Consider the following 17,301-nt stretch of genomic DNA (forward strand, 5'->3'; position numbering starts at 1 on the left):
AATCGAATCTTTTTTTCAATGGCCTTATTATGAAGTGGATAATTCTGTTAAATAATTTCATTAAAAAGTAAAGATTTGTTGTATTCTTAATAGGAGCAGGCTTAGATACATTATTCTTCCAATTATTTGTAATATCTTTGCAGCCGAAATAGCTCACTAAACTAACATTATATTTTATCATATGTTTTTCAATTCGATTGAATACGCGATCTTTTTACCTATAGTATTTATATTATACTGGTTTGTTTTCCACAAATCATTTAAAATACAAAATATAATGCTGGTTGCTTCCAGTTACTTTTTCTATGCTTGCTGGGATTGGCGATTTGTATTTCTTCTTGCCTTCTCCACTATTTTAGATTTTGTATCTGGACTACAAATCGCAAAAACAAAGTCTCAAGTTCACAAAAAGATCTGGTTAATTTCAAGTGTAGGTATAAATTTAGGTTTTCTAGGCGTCTTTAAGTATTACAATTTCTTTGTAGAGTCTTTTGCCGAATTACTTGCGACTATTGGTTTGACTCCCCATTTTTCAACTCTGAATATAATTCTCCCTGTTGGTATATCATTTTATACATTTCATGGACTTTCATATGTATTCGATATATATAATGATAAAATAAAACCTTGTCATAACTGGATTAATTATAGCTTATTTGTAAGCTTCTTCCCTTTGCTTGTTGCAGGACCTATTGAAAGGGCTACTCACCTATTACCCCAAGTGGAGAAACCTCGGTCGTTTAATTATAGCAAAGCGATTGATGGTTTGCGACAAATACTCTGGGGGCTATTCAAGAAAGTGGTAATTGCTGATAGTTGTGCTGCATTAGCTAATAATATATTTAACAATTCGGATCAATATCATGGTAGCACTCTTGTTCTTGGTGCTATATTTTTTGCAATTCAAATATATGGAGACTTTTCCGGATACTCTGATATTGCTCTAGGATCAGCACGTTTACTTGGTTTTGAATTATTGAAGAATTTCAATTTCCCTTATTTCTCTAGAAATATTGCTGAATTTTGGAGAAGATGGCATATTTCACTCTCATCATGGTTTAAAGATTATCTGTACGTACCGCTAGGTGGTAGCCGAGGTAGTATGGCTAAAACTATTCGAAATACATTTATTATATTTTTAGTTAGTGGTTTTTGGCATGGAGCCAATTGGACTTTCCTTGCTTGGGGTGGTCTTAATGCTTTGTTTATTTTACCTTCTATTATATTTAAATCGAATAGAAAGCATTTAGATGTTGTAGCGCAAGGAAAAATTCTTCCTTCTATTAAAGAACTTTCCCAAATCGGATTAACTTTTTTATTATCCTGCTTTGCTTGGATCTTTTTTCGTGCAGAAAATATTCATCACGCATTTGCATATATAAAAGGTATTTTTTCTGCTGAACTGTTCAGCCTTCCTACAATGTATTCAAGACAAACGTTATTACTTATTATTTTATTCTTTGCGATTGAGTGGCTAGGAAGAGAAGGTAATTATGCTATTGAAAAAGTGGGTAGTCTTAAAAATAAATATCTACGTTGGGGATTTTATTATGTTATAGCAATTCTAATATTTGTTCACTTTGGACACGAAGAAGCATTTATTTATTTCCAATTCTAACTTAATGAGAAGATTTATTATATATACAATATTATTCCTCGCACCCTTTGTCATAACTATTGTTCTCATGGAACATTTTCTCAGAGGAATACCTAACCCTCATATGGCAAAAGCCAAAGCAATAACAGGTGAATTATCTCAAATTAAAATTCTCATTTTAGGAAATTCGCATGCAGCTAACGGTATAGATCCTAAATATCTTTCTAAGAAAGCTTATAATCTAGCTCAAGGTGCTCAAACTCTCGATATAGACTATTCTTTACTGAATAAGTATAAGGATGACTTGAGTGCCTTAGAATATGTAATTGTACCTATCTCGTACCATTCTCTCTGGTTTAAACTTTCTGAACTAAAATATTATAGATGGATGGCTAAATATAACAATATCTATTTCGATATAGATATAGAACACAATCCCTTGAAAAAATTCTTACTCTTTGATAATGTGATAAAAGTTAAATTGAAAAATTTAAAACAATATTATTGGGAAAATGATCTTTTGTTACCAGACTTTAAAGAGGGTTTTTTCTCGGCTCCACCAGCCACAGATATATCAGCACTATCGGAAAGTGGAGAATCCAAAGCCAAAGACTTTTCGGTAAATGATCTAGATGCTCTCTATTCAGAAAACTTGAAGCATTTGAAAGGAATTATAGATATAGCGAATGATAAAGGAGCTAAAGTTCTTTTTATCACTATCCCTTGTTATCCTACTTATATTGATAACTTAAAAAAGCAACAATTAAGCCTCATGCATCAAACGATGGATAATCTAGAAAATGGCAAGGATGTTTTTTATCTTGATCTCCTAGAAGACGGACGAAAACTTTCTTTACAAGATTTTGCCAATGGTGACCACCTTAGTCATATAGGTGCAGAGAAATTTACAATGAAACTAGACTCTATCATAAAAGATATAGAGAATCAGAGTATAGCCACTCAGCAAGCAATAGAAAATTAAACTATGAAACGATATATTATATATACTTTTCTTTTTGTAGCTCCTTTTATAATAGCACTATATGGTATTGAGTTCCTCCTATGCCAATTGCCTAATGCATATATGTCTAAGGCTAATTACCTGGAAAATAACTCTGAGAATGTCCAAGTTTTAGTATTGGGTAGTTCTCATGGGGTCACAGGCATTGATCCTAATTCCTTTTCAAAGAATACCTTTAATATTGCAAACTACGCACAAACATTAGATCTCGATTATGAGATCCTCAACAAATACCAAGATGAGTTAGGAACTTTAGAGTATGTAATAGTTCCCTTATCATACCACTCGTTATGGAGTAAACTTAAATATCATCCTCAAACATGGAGGCTTAAATATTATGATATATACTACAAGATAAGTACAGAAAAAAACCCTTTAAAAAGGTTATTGTTTCTTGACCATACTATGCAAAATGATATTGAAATACTATGGGACTATTACTATAAACAAAAGAATCCAATATCAGATCTTACACTACTTGGTTTAAATTATCTAACTCCTACTGAGAGTTTAGATGCCCTGACGAAAAATTCAAAAGAAATAGCAGATTCTCACAAAGCTGCAGACCTCAATACATTATACAATGAGAATATAGAATGCTTAAAAAAGATTATTGAAATAGGTAAGAGAAAAAATGCTAAAATTGTTTTTGTAACACTTCCTGCTCATCCTTCTTTTATTGAACTTCTTGATGAAGAACAATTGAATATGCTATATGCGACAGCAAAGGATCTGGAAGATAATAAGAATGTATTTTATTATAATTTACTTTGTGATTTTAGTAACACTAAAGAAAATAATAACATTGACTTATTTTATGATGCGGATCATTTAAGTGGAAAAGGAGCAGGTATTGTTGGGCATAAATTAGACTCTATTATTAAATCAATAGATAATAGGATTCAATAAGATTGGAGCTCTAAAATCTCACAGCTCTTAATATTTCACGTTTTCCTGGAGGTCCTGCTAAACGTTCAACACAATATCCTGCTTGTTGAAGCATACGTCTCACGACACCTTTAGCACAATATGTAGTAAGAATTCCCCCTTTATTTGTTTTACTATATAAATAGTTGAATATTTCTTGAGACCACATTTCAGATTGTTTCTCTGGAGCAAATGCGTCAAAATAGATTACATCAAATAGAACATCGGAGTTTATAGGTGAGTCTAGCTGACTAAAATCTGTTTGAATCTTTGTTAGATAAAAAGATGGTGTTATCTCATTTTTACAATTCCACTCACTTTCGTGCAGTTTCAAATACAGACTCTTATATTTAGAATCACTATTCTCTACATAGTTTAATCCTTTAACTATATCTATGGATAATGGATATAACTCTAAACTTATGTAATTAATATCCTTTGTAGTTTGTTCAGTTATAAGTAAAGTTAAGTAAGCATTTAAACCTGTACCAAAACCTATCTCCAGAAGATTCAGTTTTTCTTTGGTTGAGTGCAATAGCCCTGCATTAATATAAATATGCTCAGATTCTTGCTTTGCACCATTAACCGAATGGTAGTGCTCGTTAAGGGAAGGAACAAAAAGTGTATGAGAGCCATCTGCTGTAGATTCTATTTGCACCTTTTGCTCCATTATATTTTAATTATCTAAAGTATCAGTTATTATATCTTCTCAATCAGTGCAACAGCATAAGACGAAAAACCTTCTTCGCGACCTACAAATCCCATTTTCTCAGAAGTTGTAGCCTTTATTGAAATATCATCAGTGTCAATATTCAATATCTCTGCCATTACTTTTTGCATTTGAGGTATATGCGGATTGATCTTTGGCTGTTCTGCACATATTGTAGCATCAATATTACCTATTCGATAACCTTTTTCAGTAAGTACCTCCAAAGTCTTTTTAAGTAATAATTTACTATCTACATCTTTATATTCTTTTGCTGTATCTGGAAAATGAAACCCGATGTCTCTTAGATTAGCTGCTCCAAGTAAAGCATCGCAAATAGCATGAATAAGTACATCTGCATCCGAATGCCCGATTAAACCTTTCGAATATTCAATCTTTATACCACCTAACCATAAATCGCGATCTTCTGTCAAACGATGGACATCATATCCAAACCCTACACGTATTTTCATTTTATTTCTTCAATAAGTATTATGAATATTCAATTCAATCAGATTATAAATCTAATATTTGTTTTATGCTTATTTGAATAAGCCTCTTAACCCGTCCATATCAAACCCTAGAGAAAAACGGATAGTTTGATCTAAAGGGTTAGATTCTGCTGACGAAATCAGATAAGCAGCATCTAATTGGAATGCACTCATTTTGAATCCTGCTCCAAATGTGAAATACTTTCTATTACCTTGTCTTTCGCTTTCATGAAAATACCCACTTCTAACCATAAACTGATTATTGTATGCATATTCCACACCGGCTGACCAAGCTATTTCTTCCAGCTCACCTCTAAGGCCATATGGCGAATCGGTAAAAGATTTAAAGATACCACTAATTGGCGAAGTTGCATTCACAGCCCTTTGTCGTTCCAAAAAATCTTCGATACTCTCTTCATCGCCTCTAACCGGACGTGATGGAACCAAGAGTTTATTTAAATCCATGCTAAAAGCCAAAGTATTATATTCATCCAATGGATAAGTCAAAGAAGCACCTAAACGCATATTGGTTGGTATAAAATATTCGTTTGCACCACCATCCATTGATATTTTACTACCAATGTTTGAAATATTGAAACCTAATCCTAATAAGCTTTCTGCTGAACCAATCATAATATACGATTCATTATATCCTGAAATATCAGCAGCATATGCATTACCCGGAGTAGTACCATCATCCTCAAATGTGGTATAATCGGTACGAATATACCTCAAACCAACACTTCCCGAGAATGTCTCTGTAAGTTTGCGAGAATAGGCTACATCAAAAGCCATTTCGTAAGGAGACACACTTGCTCCAAACATACCGTTCAAATCGGCTGTTGGTATATCTCCTATAGAGAAATACCGAATAGAAGCACTTATTGCCTGATTATCTTCGTTTCCAAATTTATAGAAACCCGAAGCATACACCATTGCTATATCTTGTACAATTTTTCTCAACCAAGGAGTATATGACATAGAGATTCCAGCCTTTGTTTGTAAAAAAGCATATTTAGCTGGATTCCAGTGTTGAGAATAAAGATCTGGTAAGGTAGCTGCACCAACATCACCCATACCTCCCGCACGAGCATCGGGTGCAATGGTTAAAGAAGGCACTGCCGTTACCGGAGGATTAGCTATTTCTTGTGCATATCCAAGTACTGCTACAAAAAGAGACAGCACCGTAAATAGATATTTCTTATTAAATTTCATCATCGATTTTAAGCTTTATCGTTGGTTTTATTAATTGTCTTCTGATTATTTATATAATATATCCTTAACTAAAATAGCAGTGATTCTGCATCTTTAGTTTGAGATAATCAATTTCTGATTTTTTATTGATGATAATTTTCCGTCTATACTTATTTGTACTGTACAAATATAAACACCCGGATGCAAACGCCCTCCATTAGAGCCTGTTAAATTCCACTCATAAACATATTGATTCAAAGCATCGCCACTCGACTCGTGTACCCAAGCCAAAACTCCGGTCAAAGAATATACAGATATCTTCACATCAATATTAGACCCTGGAGTATTTGTATTAAAAACAAAGCGTGTATAATCTCTAGCCGGATTTCCCCATATCTGGAAATCATATACGGCAGGACGAAAATCGTTACTTATTATAAAGTTTAATGATTGGGTTGCCGAATTATTCCAAACATCCCAAACTCTAAATTCTAAAGTATAATTACCTTCTTCCAACTCTGAGAATTGATAACGTATATGTCCTTTCTTTGAAGAATTATCTTCATTTTCGAAATAAGGAGTCATATCAATTTCTCTGTTTCCATTCAGAGTAAGAATCATATTATGCCCTATTCCACTGGATACATTTATGCCCGTATCATCAGATACATCTGCAAAGAAAATAGGAGTAGGATTTACATAATCACCCGATTTAAAAGAGGGCGAATTAAGAAACATATTTGAAATTACAGGAGGATTAGTTTCTTCGGGCAGATTTGTATTTGTGCCTCCTACAGTGTAATTTAAGAAAGAGCCTTGAGCTTTTTTGTCTTTTTCTACATTATAAGCATAAAAGCTCATTTTACCTTTTCCTCCGGTATATAATATATCTTTGGGTGCTATAAAGTTTATCTCAAACTCCCCATCTTTAATTTCTATTTTTCCGAAAAATAATATATTTGTAAAATCTTTATAACTCATTGCAACTTCATCACTGGTTCCCTTAGGCGTATTTCCACGAGTCTTTAAAGTCTGCTCAGCATCGAATATTACGGTTTCGAGTGTTCCGTTAAAATCAGTAGCAATATTTCCACTCTCATCAACGATATGTCCTTTTATAATTGTATTATCTAAAGCTTGGATATTAATATCAGGCTCATTAGCATCTAAGCCATTCATTTCTGAGACTTCTACACGATATGTTTTATCTGGATAATTTAGGCGTAAAGCCGGATCTCCTACCAATAGAAATTTAAGTTTATTCTCATCAGTAGCAATATCAGATTCTAATTTTGCATTACGTATTATATCTCCCAATCGAGCCGCTTTACCCTCTTTGGCAACCAAAAGGTGCTTTGTTATATTATTATTTATTCTTGTATTATCAATCTGAAACACAACTCTTACTGTAGAGAAAAGGGCAATAGCCCCTCCCTTCGGATTAAGCAATGCAATCTCACCACCCGACATATCAGTAGCATCAAAACGGCTAAAATCGCAGGTTGCAGTGATCCACAAGGGTAACTTGCTATTATCCATGGCCTCAATCTCAGCAAGCCTAAGCAGATATTCATGTGTCCACGAAGTAGTAGAGCCATGTCCTATAAAATTAAGGGCAAGTGTACCACTATTTATTCTATCAAGTAGTGCCTTTGTAGCATCTGGATAACGCGCTCCATTTGCTTCTATTACTCTTTCGTAAGAATCCTGATAAATACGATTCACAATAAAATCAGGGTGATTCACATTCGTATAAGTCGCAAATCTTTCGGCATCAAGCATATGCCGACGCTCTGCCTCCAAAGTATAATTGGGGGAAATGGCATCATCAGCAATGAATGTAATATGGTTTTCCCATATTCCCATATTCTGATTTTGAATATAGCTTGTAATCTTCTGAACAGCACTCTCTGCCTCTTCCTTTGTTCTGGCAGGTAATCTTCCGATTGAAATATCTAATTTATCAGTTTCTATCTTAACACCTTCATTATCATCCAGAAACCCGAAGTAATCATCTGTAACATAAGACTCTGTTTCTTTTAAAGATTCTCTTGTCTGAAAAGTTAAAAGCATCGATTCTTTATTCTCTTTAAGCTGAATAAAACGATTATCATAAGTGCCTCCACCAAACAAAAATAGATACTGAGGTTTATCTTCATCTGATGCACTTCTATCATAAAACATCTTTACAAATCGACGGTAAGCTGTCGCATCCGGCTTTCCTGACGAAAACTCATTGTAAATATCATCGGGATTGGCTATTAATGATACTAAACCTTCCTTTTTATGTAATTCAGCAACTTTCTCTGCATACGACTGCAAACTAGGTTGTACTATAATTATCATATCAGGATTCGCACTAGCATGTAAATTCTGATTTTTTATTGCTCCTTTTATAATAACAGGCGATGGAATTGATTTAGTAAGATCAATCAACGCATACTCACGTATTGTGGAATTAGATGCACCGAAAGTTAAAGTACTCCCTGATAAAGCAGCATCGACTTTACTTACAGTAAAATTTCCAGTAACGTCCCAAACCAAAATAGAGCTATTTGCTTCTGAAATACTAAAAGTAATATCTTCTCTATTCGTTTTATCTCTAAAGAGGGTTACTGCTCCGTAAGGTTTCAGGTAACGTTTATAATTAACTCTTATATAGTTAAGGTGAATATTCTTATCGGTACTCATCCCTTTGGTATAAGTCAAGTTAAGAGTATCTTTCCCTAGCAAATTACTACGTCTTACTATAGTATCATTTATAGTGGTAGCATGTGTATAATATTCATTATTCACATCCGTATAGCGAATTTTAGCCTTTCCTCCATTAAGAGAGACACTCAATTGTCCGGCCGTAAACAATGCCTTTGATATAAAATTATATCGGATTACCATAGGATTAGTTGTTACCCCTTCGAGTGGTAATAAAAAATCCTGAGATGTTTTAGTCTTAAAGCTTTCTCCGAAAAATTCACGACCTGTTTCTGCTAAATTAACCTCTTCTTTTTCATGTAGAAAATAATCATCGAAAGTCGTTACAACAGTAGTAGCACCAGATATTGAAGGTTTTGTACTTATCAACTTCGGTTGCTCAGTATTCTCTGTTACGAAGTAGTAATTATCTGATGAATATGGATTTTGCTCATGAACAAACTCTTTCAACACTTCGTCATAAGTCCATTTGATATCAGCACGAGCATAAAACAGAACATAATCGCCTTTTCCAAAACTGGCAGGATCTTTACTCATCCAAATAGATACCTGAGGTAAATCGTCTATATAAGGTTTGGTAAAATTTTCATCAAGAATCCAACCTCCGTAACCGTATATTTTCACATTCTGAGGATTAGTTAACCCCATATCTGCCAACTCCTCATAGGTCAGTTTATAAACACCCGTAGCAGGCACTTTTATTTTGTACCATTTACCTTGTGACAATACCGAATTTGGAGCATATCTACTTCCATCATTTTCAACAGCGGATAGTTGAGAGAGAGAACAAATACAAAAAAGAAGTAATATAAATGACCTTAAATATATATTGTTATATTTAATCATTATATCTGTCTTTGGTAGTGTATTCACCAAAGTAATAAACAGGTTTGAAATCTTATATAAATATTTCTGCAATAGTTTTAGTCTTAACATATATAAATTATGTGTTGTTAGCGCACATAAAAATCAAAGAGCTTCTTATTCTCCAGAAAGCCTTCCAAATGATCCTCTATATCAACACGCCCGACGCCTGCCGGAGTACCCGTAAAAATAATATCACCGATTTTCAAGGTAAAAAAGCGGCTCACATAGTCTATTATTTTATCAATGGAGTGAATCATATCTGATGTATTACCAAGTTGTACTTGATTCCCATTTTTATGTAATTCAAAGCTTACATTACCTATATCATTCAATAAGTCCTCTTTAGATATAAACTCTCCAACTACTGCCGAATAATCAAAGCCTTTCGACAATTCCCAAGGAAGCCCTTTAGCCTTAAGTTCGTTTTGTAAATCTCTAGCAGTAAAATCAATACCTACAGTCAACTCATCATAATAGCGATGGGCAAATCGTTCTGCAATATTTTTACCCAATCTGTTTATACGAACTACGACTTCTAACTCGTAGTGAATATCCTCTGAAAAATCAGGTATAAAGAACGGTTTATTGTCCTTTAACAAAGCCGAATCGGGTTTTATAAAAATAACCGGATTGTCAGAAGAGGCAGAATCTGCCCGTCCCATTTCTCGGTTATGCTCCTGATAATTAAGCCCTACACAAATAATCTTCATCTTAATGTGTCAATTATAATATAATACACAGAATCTACAAAGATAAAAATATTTTAATACTAATAAGGCTATATTAATATGGGCAACTCTTATTATTACACATAAATGCATAAAGAATCAAAAAAATAGATACAAACGTATAACTCATTTCTCCCTTTATATCTATATTTGCACTGCAATTTGTTATATATATTTTTATCCCACAGACTATGAATACCTTGGAAAAAATGACAGCAGAGAAGCTGTTGAGAATTAAGGCTATAAAGCTTCAACCATCAAATCCGTTTACATGGGCATCCGGATGGAAGTCTCCTATATATTGCGATAACAGAAAACTATTCTCTTATCCTGCAATTCGTAATTTCGTGAAGATCGAGTTGAGTCGCTTAGCCATGGAAAAATATCCCGATGCTGATGCCGTAGCAGGTGTAGCAACCGGAGCGATTACTCCTGGAGCACTAGTAGCTGATGCATTAGGCTTGCCTTTTGTATATGTTCGTGCAACTCCAAAAGATCACGGATTGGAAAATCTTATCGAAGGAGAGTTAAGACCTAACAGTAAAGTATTGGTTATTGAAGACCTAATTTCAACTGGAGGAAGTAGCCTTAAAGCCGTAGAAGCTATCAAAAGAGATGGTTCGGAAGTAATCGGAATGATTGCCATATTTAACTATGGACTTCCTATCTCTATTTCGAATTTCGAAAAGGCAGGAGTAGAACTTACAACTCTTACTAATTACGATGCCGTACTTAGCGAGGCTTTGAGAATAGATTACATTGATGAATCTGAGCTTGAAACTCTTCAGGAATGGAAAAAAGCTCCAGCTGACTGGAAATAAGGCTCTAGACCTTTTTAATACTTTTATTTACTCAATATCGTAAAAATGGCAGAATATATCAGCGATATAAAAACAATACCATATTCAGATCAAGAAATTTTCACAGTTCTATCGGACCTTAGAAAACTAGACTTGATTAAAGATAAAATACCTCAGGACAAGATCAAAGATTTTTCATATGATCAGGATTCTTGTACTGTAACAGTAGACCCAATAGGAAAAGTACGGTTTGTAATCGTTGAACGGGAGCCAAATTCTACAATTAAATTTGAAGCCGAACAACTGCCTTTCAAACTGACTCTTTGGATTCAATTGAAACAGTCTACTGCCGAAGAAACAAAAATGAAGCTAACAGTTAAAGCCGATATTAATGCATTCTTGAAACCTATGATATCAAAACCATTACAGAATGGCTTGGATAAAATGGCAGAAACATTGGCAACCATACCTTATGGTGATTTAGCAGAAAAGTAAAAGGGTTCAGACCCTTTTATAGTTTATAGAATGTAGGAATAAAGAGCTGAGATTACTTATTCATTAAGGAAAAAGTTGACAAATGAAACTTTGGCAAAAAAATACACTGGTTAATAAAGACATAGAAGAATATACCGTTGGTCACGATAGAGAGATGGATCTATATCTAGCCAAGCATGATGTATTAGGGTCGATGGCTCATATTACAATGCTTGAATCTATCGGACTACTGGCAAAAGAAGAATTACCTATTCTTCTTAAAGAACTCAAATCAATATACAATACAATAGAGGAAGGCAATTTTATCATAGAAAACGACGTTGAAGACGTCCATTCTCAGATAGAATTAATGCTTACTCGCAAACTGGGTGATGTGGGAAAGAAGATACACAGCGGTCGTTCAAGAAACGATCAGGTGCTTGTAGATCTTAAGCTTTTCACCAGAGAGCAAATCAAAACAGTAGTAGAATCGGTATCAGGGCTTATAGATATACTTTTACAACAAAGTGAAAAATATAAAAATGTTTTAATACCCGGTTATACTCACTTGCAAATAGCTATGCCATCGTCATTCGGATTGTGGTTTGGAGCTTATGCCGAAAGTCTAGTTGACGATCTGCAATTACTATTGGCTGCATTTAAAATATGCAACAGAAATCCTTTAGGATCTGCTGCCGGATACGGTTCATCATTCCCTCTTAACAGACAACTAACAACCGATCTGTTAGGTTTTGACTCTATGAACTACAATGTGGTTTATGCTCAAATGGGAAGAGGTAAAATGGAACGCACTGTGGGTTTTGCCATTGCAGGCATTGCTGCAACACTATCCAAGTTATCTTTTGATGCATGTATGTATAATAGCCAAAATTTTGGTTTTATTAAATTGCCAGACGAATACACTACCGGATCGAGCATTATGCCTCACAAAAAGAATCCCGATGTGTTTGAACTATCCAGAGCAAAATGTAACAAGTTACAAGCCTTGCCTACTGAGATAACTTTGATAACCAACAATCTGCCATCGGGCTATTTCAGAGATATGCAACTCATCAAAGAAATATTCTTACCTTCTTTTGATGAGCTGAACAATTGCATATCGATGATTGGTCGCATGATTGGAGAGATTAAAGTAAACGATGAAGTTATAAATGATGATAAATACACATATATATTTAGCGTCGAAGAAGTAAATCGTTTAGTATTGGAGGGAATGCCATTTCGTGATGCATACAAGAAAGTAGGTATGGATATTGAAAATGGTAAATTTGTCCACAATCGCAAAGTGAATCATACACACGAAGGCAGTATAGGCAATCTATGTAACGAGCAAATAGAATTACTAAGACAACAGATAGTAGATCAGTTTGATTTCACTTCAATAGAAGCTGCTGAATCAAAATTACTAAATTCGGCAAACTAAGGTTTAATACCTTTTATTACTTTGATAAAAGTAAAAGCTTGATTTAGTTATCTTTATAGAATATAGTATTAAATAGTGAAACTTCTTAAGATTTAAGAATGGAGGATACGGAAATAATTTTAGTTCGTATATCAGGACAAGATCGTCCCGGTGTAACCACAGCTTTAACAGCAATATTAGGACATTATAAGGCTACAATCCTTGATATAGGACAAGCAAACATACATCATTCGCTATCATTAGCAATCATGTTTGAATCTGAGACCGAAAAGTCGGGATATATCCTCAAAGATTTATTATTCAAAGCAGATGAATTAGGCGTAAATGTTAGATTCTCGCACCTTTCCAAAGAAGCTTATTCTACTTGGGTAAATCTCCAAGGAAAGAATCGCTATACGGTTACTATTTTGGGACGGGAGCTTAATGCAACCCATATATCTATTGTAACACAAGTATTGCTCGATAATAAGCTTAATATAGAGAAAATTACTCGTCTGACATCTCGTATTCCTCTGAATAAAACAGATAGAATAGGACGTTCGTGTATAGAATTGTCCGTTCGAGGAACTATCGAACACTTTAAAGAACTTCAAAAGACTTTCCTTACCCTTTCAGCTAAATATCAGATTGATATAGCTTTCCAAGAAGAAAGTATGTATCGTCGCATGCGTCGTCTTATTTGTTTTGATATGGATTCAACTCTTATTCAAACAGAAGTAATAGACGAACTTGCTGATCGTGCAGGAGTGGGCGAAGAAGTGAGAGCTATTACCGAAGCTGCAATGAGAGGTGAAATAGATTTCTCTGAAAGCTTTAAAAGAAGAGTTAGTCTTCTGAAAGGATTAGATGAATCGGTAATGAAAGAAATCGCCGAAAATCTACCTATTACAGAAGGTATGACTCGCTTGGTTCGCATACTCAAAAAGAGTGGATACAAAATAGCTATCCTTTCAGGAGGATTCACCTATTTCGGAAATTACTTAAAAGACAAATACGGGTTTGACTATGTATATGCCAACGAATTAGAAATTGAAGACGGTAAACTCACAGGTAAACACGTTGGAGATATTGTAGATGGCAAACGTAAAGCCGAATTACTTCGCCTAATTGCTCAGGTCGAGAAAGTAGATCTTAAGCAAACCGTAGCTGTAGGTGATGGAGCTAACGATTTACAAATGTTGGCTACTGCGGGACTTGGTATTGCATTCCACGCTAAGCCTAAAGTAAAAGAAAATGCACAACAATCACTTTCTACAGTAGGTCTTGACGGAATATTATATTTCCTTGGATATAGAGATTCGATGTTGGAAGGAGACTATTAAGGTCTCAGACCTTTTATTGCTTAGGGAAGTTATTAGTATAACTGCTAGTTATACCTCATAATACAAAAAAGGTTCTGATTAATTAATCAGAACCTTTTTATTTATTAAGTTAAATCGGTAATTAAAGCATTACCCACATTTTGAAGCACCACAATTGCTACATTTCAAGCAACCTTCTTGATATACAAGAGTTTCTTGTTCACAAACCGGACATTTTTGACCTTTTAACTCAGAACCGTTAGGTAGATACTTCTTCAAAGCTCTTTCCACACCATTCTTCCAAGTATTAATAGTCTCACTATCCAATTCTAAAGCCTGTACCAATTTGATTACCTGATCGATAGGCATACCATAACGCAACACTCCGGAAATTAGTTTAGCATAGTTCCAATACTCTGGATTAAACTTACTATTCAGACCTTCGATTGTAGTTTTATAACCTCTTTTGTTTTTAAACTGGAAGTCATAGCTGCGTTCGCCTTCGTCATTTATGCTCTTAATAATTACACCCTTATTAACATGCTTAGGCAACATAATACCTTCGTCATCATCATTAAGACCTGTAAATACTTCATAAGGACGGTTATCTAACAAACCTATAAAGGCAATCCACTTTTCTTTATTATTTTGGAATCTGATTACATCAGCCTCTAATTCTTTAGGACGTGAAGTCACTAAAATAGGACGTTCGTAACATTCCTCTTCTTTTCCTTTTTTATCATCTGCAGAAAGTAACACACCTGCACGCGATCCATCTCTGTAAACAGTACAACCTTTACATCCACTTTTCCAAGCTTCAATATACAATTTGTTTACCAAGTCTTCTGATACATCTGAAGGCAGGTTTATTGTAACGCTAATTGAATGGTCAACCCATTTTTGAATACGTCCCTGCATCTTCACTTTCTGCAACCAGTCTACATCATTTGAAGTTGCTTTATAATAAGGAGATTGTGCTACTAATTCATCCAACTCTTCTGAGCTATATTTTTTAGTTACAGAATGTCCTTTTGTCTCCATCCAAGTAACAAACTTATGGTGGAATACAATATACTCTTCCCACGAATCGCCATTCTCATCGATGAAGTCAACTTTCACCTGAACATCATTAGGATTTACCTTACGACGACGTTTGTAGACAGGAAGGAACACAGGCTCAATACCCGATGACGATTGCGACATCAAACTGGTTGTTCCTGTTGGAGCAACTGTAAGACAAGCAATATTACGGCGACCATATTTCTCCATCTCAGTGTACAACTCTGGATCGGCTGCACATAATCTATTAATAAATGGATTATTTTTTTCTCTTTCGATATCAAAAATTTCAAAAGCTCCACGCTCTCTTGCTAATTCTACTGAAGAACGATAAGCTGCAATAGCTAAAGTACGGTGTACTTCTTCTGCAAATGCGGTAGCATCTTCTGTACCATAACGAAGATTCATTGCTGCAATCATATCACCTTCGGCAGTAATACCCACTCCGGTTCTACGTCCTTGCAATGTTTTCTTACGAATCTTTTCCCATAAGTTTCTTTCAGTTTGTTTTACTTCATCAACTTCTGGATCTTCGTCTATTTTCAATAAGATATTATCGATTTTTTCAGTCTCAAGATCAATAATATCATCCATTATACGTTGAGCCAATGCCACGTGTTTTTTGAACAATTCAAAATCGAAATAAGCATTATCCGCAAAAGGATTTACTACATACGAATATAGATTGATTGCCAATAAACGACAGCTATCATATGGGCACAATGGTATCTCTCCACAAGGATTAGTAGATACTGTACGGAAACCTAAATCAGCATAACAATCAGGCACCGATTCTTTGATAATGGTATCCCAGAACAAAACACCGGGTTCTGCTGATCTCCATGCATTATGAACGATCTTTTCCCATAGTCTTGAAGCTTCAATATCTTTGGTAGTAGTTGGGTTATCCGAAATCACAGGATATTGCTGAGTATATGTTGTTCCGTCAACAACAGCTTGCATGAAGTCGTCATCTATTTTAACGGAAACATTAGCTCCTGTAACTTTACCTTCTATCATTTTTGCATCGATAAAAGATTCTGCATCCGGATGCTTAATAGAAACACTCAACATCAATGCTCCACGACGACCGTCTTGTGCTACTTCACGTGTAGAGTTTGAATATCTCTCCATGAAAGGAACCAAGCCAGTAGAAGTTAATGCCGAGTTCTTAACAGGAGATCCTTTTGGGCGTATGTGAGAAAGGTCATGCCCTACTCCACCTCTACGTTTCATCAATTGCACCTGCTCCTGATCGATATGCATTATTGCACCATACGAGTCAGCAGATCCATCTATACCAATTACAAAACAATTGGATAAAGAAGCAATCTGAAAATCGTTCCCAATTCCAGTCATAGGGCTTCCTTGAGGAATAATGTACTTGAATTGGTCGAACAAGTCATACAGCTCTTGACTTGTAAGTCCATTTTCATACTTTTTCTCGATACGAGCAATTTCATTAGCTAATCGCCAATGCATGTCTTCGGGAGAATGCTCGTAGATATTACCGGCAGCATCTTTCAATGCATACTTATTGACCCAAACCTTAGCTGCTAGCTCATCTCCCTTAAAGTAGGCTAGAGCAGCTTCGCAGGCTTCATCAAAAGTGTAGATTTTGCGTTCCATTTTGAGGATATTCTATTATTTGAAATGTTGTTCTATTTTTTCGTAGTACAAAACTACCGAGGAATAGCGAATGTTACAAATTTTAAAACAATATGTTTTCAACAATGTTCAAAGTTTTCCAAAATAAATTTTAGCTCATTAATTATCAGATAATTGAAAAACAGGGATCATTTTAAAATTTTCCAAAATAAAATTACAATAAATTTGGCTGTGTGAGTATTTTTCATATTAGACCTAGTAAAGTTATAATAAATATATCGAACTCAGCAAAAAGACAGCCTTCTTTTTCTCATAATTATATAAAATAAAACTCCCCGATTCAAACTAGTTGAATCGGGGCGCTATACTACA

Annotated in this window: 13 protein-coding genes; 7 read left to right on the forward strand and 6 right to left on the reverse strand. The window is 34.7% G+C overall.

Features of this window, described 5'->3' with window-relative positions:
- Nucleotides 1–181 precede the first annotated feature (181 nt).
- The 3 genes from HGC4_RS16355 (at nt 182) to HGC4_RS16365 (ending at nt 3,527) form a co-directional block, all read left to right on the forward strand.
- Nucleotides 182–1,618: an MBOAT family O-acyltransferase gene (locus HGC4_RS16355; RefSeq protein WP_050711212.1), complete on the forward strand. Its 1,437-nt coding sequence runs from the start codon at nt 182–184 to the stop codon at nt 1,616–1,618.
- A gap of 67 nt (nt 1,619–1,685) precedes the next feature.
- Nucleotides 1,686–2,579 carry a hypothetical protein gene (locus tag HGC4_RS16360; protein ID WP_050711213.1) on the forward strand — a complete coding sequence of 298 codons (894 nt, stop codon included), beginning with the start codon at nt 1,686–1,688 and terminating at the stop codon, nt 2,577–2,579.
- A 3-nt stretch (nt 2,580–2,582) separates the two neighbouring features.
- Nucleotides 2,583–3,527, forward strand: coding sequence for a hypothetical protein (locus tag HGC4_RS16365; protein ID WP_050711214.1), 945 nt, complete (start codon nt 2,583–2,585; stop codon nt 3,525–3,527).
- 10 nt (nt 3,528–3,537) lie between these two features.
- Here HGC4_RS16365 and mnmD read toward each other — a convergent pair whose 3' ends face one another.
- From mnmD to HGC4_RS16390, 5 genes are all read right to left on the reverse strand, one after another.
- Entirely contained in the window at nt 3,538–4,215 is a 678-nt protein-coding gene (mnmD, locus tag HGC4_RS16370; protein ID WP_050711215.1) for a tRNA (5-methylaminomethyl-2-thiouridine)(34)-methyltransferase MnmC2, read from the reverse strand.
- Nucleotides 4,216–4,244: 29 nt separating this feature from the next.
- The gene (gene ispF, locus HGC4_RS16375; RefSeq protein ID WP_050711216.1) at nt 4,245–4,724 is read right to left on the reverse strand and encodes a 2-C-methyl-D-erythritol 2,4-cyclodiphosphate synthase; all 480 of its coding nucleotides are present in this window, start codon (nt 4,722–4,724) and stop codon (nt 4,245–4,247) included.
- Nucleotides 4,725–4,793: 69 nt separating this feature from the next.
- The gene (gene porV / locus HGC4_RS16380; RefSeq protein WP_050711217.1) at nt 4,794–5,960 is read right to left on the reverse strand and encodes a type IX secretion system outer membrane channel protein PorV; all 1,167 of its coding nucleotides are present in this window, start codon (nt 5,958–5,960) and stop codon (nt 4,794–4,796) included.
- 90 nt (nt 5,961–6,050) lie between these two features.
- The gene (porU, locus tag HGC4_RS16385; RefSeq protein WP_157258356.1) at nt 6,051–9,494 is read right to left on the reverse strand and encodes a type IX secretion system sortase PorU; all 3,444 of its coding nucleotides are present in this window, start codon (nt 9,492–9,494) and stop codon (nt 6,051–6,053) included.
- A 107-nt stretch (nt 9,495–9,601) separates the two neighbouring features.
- Entirely contained in the window at nt 9,602–10,225 is a 624-nt protein-coding gene (locus HGC4_RS16390) for a fumarylacetoacetate hydrolase family protein (protein WP_050711219.1), read from the reverse strand.
- 209 nt (nt 10,226–10,434) lie between these two features.
- On the opposite strand from HGC4_RS16390, the gene pyrE reads away from it, so the two are divergent.
- The 4 genes from pyrE (at nt 10,435) to serB (ending at nt 14,283) form a co-directional block, all read left to right on the forward strand.
- Nucleotides 10,435–11,064 carry an orotate phosphoribosyltransferase gene (gene pyrE, locus HGC4_RS16395; protein WP_050711220.1) on the forward strand — a complete coding sequence of 210 codons (630 nt, stop codon included), beginning with the start codon at nt 10,435–10,437 and terminating at the stop codon, nt 11,062–11,064.
- A 45-nt stretch (nt 11,065–11,109) separates the two neighbouring features.
- Complete coding sequence (locus HGC4_RS16400; protein ID WP_050711221.1) at nt 11,110–11,538, forward strand: polyketide cyclase; 429 nt, start codon at nt 11,110–11,112, stop codon at nt 11,536–11,538.
- Nucleotides 11,539–11,620: 82 nt separating this feature from the next.
- Entirely contained in the window at nt 11,621–12,961 is a 1,341-nt protein-coding gene (gene argH, locus HGC4_RS16405) for an argininosuccinate lyase (RefSeq protein ID WP_050711222.1), read from the forward strand.
- Nucleotides 12,962–13,059: 98 nt separating this feature from the next.
- Nucleotides 13,060–14,283, forward strand: a complete 1,224-nt coding sequence (serB, locus tag HGC4_RS16410; protein ID WP_050711223.1) for a phosphoserine phosphatase SerB — start codon at nt 13,060–13,062, stop codon at nt 14,281–14,283.
- Nucleotides 14,284–14,412: 129 nt separating this feature from the next.
- Here the strand turns inward: serB and HGC4_RS16415 are convergent, their stop codons facing one another.
- A complete protein-coding gene (locus tag HGC4_RS16415; protein ID WP_050711224.1) occupies nt 14,413–16,950 on the reverse strand; it encodes an adenosylcobalamin-dependent ribonucleoside-diphosphate reductase in 2,538 nt (845 codons plus the stop codon).
- Nucleotides 16,951–17,301 lie beyond the last annotated feature (351 nt).

Origin of the sequence: Dysgonomonas sp. HGC4 (assembly GCF_001261715.1) — a bacterium.
Taxonomy (GTDB): domain Bacteria; phylum Bacteroidota; class Bacteroidia; order Bacteroidales; family Dysgonomonadaceae; genus Dysgonomonas_A.

Coding starts and splice junctions, on each gene's coding strand:
- porV (WP_050711217.1), bottom strand. CDS start 5,960: ATGATGAAATTTAATAAGAAATATCTATTTACGGTGCTGTCTCTTTTT.
- ispF (WP_050711216.1), bottom strand. CDS start 4,724: ATGAAAATACGTGTAGGGTTTGGATATGATGTCCATCGTTTGACAGAA.
- pyrE (WP_050711220.1), top strand. CDS start 10,435: ATGAATACCTTGGAAAAAATGACAGCAGAGAAGCTGTTGAGAATTAAG.
- argH (WP_050711222.1), top strand. CDS start 11,621: ATGAAACTTTGGCAAAAAAATACACTGGTTAATAAAGACATAGAAGAA.
- HGC4_RS16400 (WP_050711221.1), top strand. CDS start 11,110: ATGGCAGAATATATCAGCGATATAAAAACAATACCATATTCAGATCAA.
- HGC4_RS16360 (WP_050711213.1), top strand. CDS start 1,686: ATGGAACATTTTCTCAGAGGAATACCTAACCCTCATATGGCAAAAGCC.
- HGC4_RS16390 (WP_050711219.1), bottom strand. CDS start 10,225: ATGAAGATTATTTGTGTAGGGCTTAATTATCAGGAGCATAACCGAGAA.
- serB (WP_050711223.1), top strand. CDS start 13,060: ATGGAGGATACGGAAATAATTTTAGTTCGTATATCAGGACAAGATCGT.
- HGC4_RS16365 (WP_050711214.1), top strand. CDS start 2,583: ATGAAACGATATATTATATATACTTTTCTTTTTGTAGCTCCTTTTATA.
- HGC4_RS16355 (WP_050711212.1), top strand. CDS start 182: ATGTTTTTCAATTCGATTGAATACGCGATCTTTTTACCTATAGTATTT.
- HGC4_RS16415 (WP_050711224.1), bottom strand. CDS start 16,950: ATGGAACGCAAAATCTACACTTTTGATGAAGCCTGCGAAGCTGCTCTA.
- mnmD (WP_050711215.1), bottom strand. CDS start 4,215: ATGGAGCAAAAGGTGCAAATAGAATCTACAGCAGATGGCTCTCATACA.
- porU (WP_157258356.1), bottom strand. CDS start 9,494: ATGATTAAATATAACAATATATATTTAAGGTCATTTATATTACTTCTT.